Origin of the sequence: Candidatus Competibacter denitrificans Run_A_D11, assembly GCF_001051235.1 — a bacterium.
Taxonomy (GTDB): domain Bacteria; phylum Pseudomonadota; class Gammaproteobacteria; order Competibacterales; family Competibacteraceae; genus Competibacter_A; species Competibacter_A denitrificans.
The window spans coordinates 1-1,139 of sequence record NZ_CBTJ020000110.1 but is presented as its reverse complement, the minus strand read 5'-3'; the positions used below and the strand labels follow the sequence as shown (position 1 = coordinate 1,139).

The window sequence follows — 1,139 nt, the reverse complement described above, 5'->3', positions numbered from 1 at the left end:
AGACCGTCCCCGACACCGCAACCCGCCTGGTCTTTGGTCGGGATACCAGCCGGGTCTATCGCCACTACAAACGCTGGGATGGCGAGCAATGGCAATACGGCGTCTCTCCCAAACTGGCAGCCGCCTATCCCAAAGGCGCCGATGTCCACACAATCAGCGGCGCCTATCAGCTTACCGTCACCAGCGGCGCCACGACCGAGACCTGGGGCAGCCTGATCACGCTCTATGACCTCCTGCGTGCGCTGGAAAGCTCAAGTCTCGTCACCGTCGCCACCCCACCGGCCAATGACAAAACCCCCGGCGGCATGGCGGCCATCGATGTGCCGTTTCGCACCGCCGCCTTTGCCCTGCCCATCACCAAAAGCCGCCCGGCACTGCCCGACCTGGTGGGACTTGCGGTTGCAGCGACTGCGCCCACGGAAACCGTCGCGCTGGAATGCCTCAACGATCAACCCATCGGCGCCGAAACCTGGGCGGTGCAAAGCAAAGTCGCCGGTGCGTTACCGCCCGCCACCACCGCCATTCCCTACACCGGTAGCGGCTTCGTCGGCTTCACCATTCCGTTGATTCCGTTAGTGAGCCGACCGGTCAGCGGTCGGATCAGCATCACCGATCGTAGTTTTCCACGGGATGCCGGGGATACCACCGGAACCCCGGCCATCTGCCTCTACCGGCCGATCTTGGGGGTAGCGGCCACCAACAAAACCTTGAAGCTCATCTGGACCCAACGACCGGCGGGCGATTGCTCCTGCACCGAAGGCGCTGTCAGCGGTCGTCCCAATGAGGATTATCTTGGCATCGACTTAGGAGACCTCGATATGGGTGCATTACAGGCCGGGCACCGCGCTCGGCTGGAAGCGCTAACCCGTTGGTACAAAGCTTTTGCGGCAGCCAACACTGAAAAAACCACGGCGGGTGAAGTGCGATCCGCACAACAGGATTTGCAACTGGCCGCGCTGGCCTGTGGCGAACTCAACACCTGTTTAACCGACCTGTACAGCTGTACGGATGCCATCCTGGCCGATCCGGTCTGGGGCGCATCGACCACCTATAGCCTGGATGCCGTGGTCGAATCCACCACGCGCAATGGCTACCGCTACCGCTGCACGGTCGCCGGCCAAAGCGGCACCACCCAACCG

The 1,139-nt window shown here is 62.7% G+C and carries 1 protein-coding gene; it reads left to right on the top strand.

What is annotated here, in order from left to right; genetic code table 11:
• The coding region (locus BN873_RS20580) for a hypothetical protein (protein WP_048676604.1) at window positions 1–1,139 on the top strand (1,139 nt) is incomplete at both ends.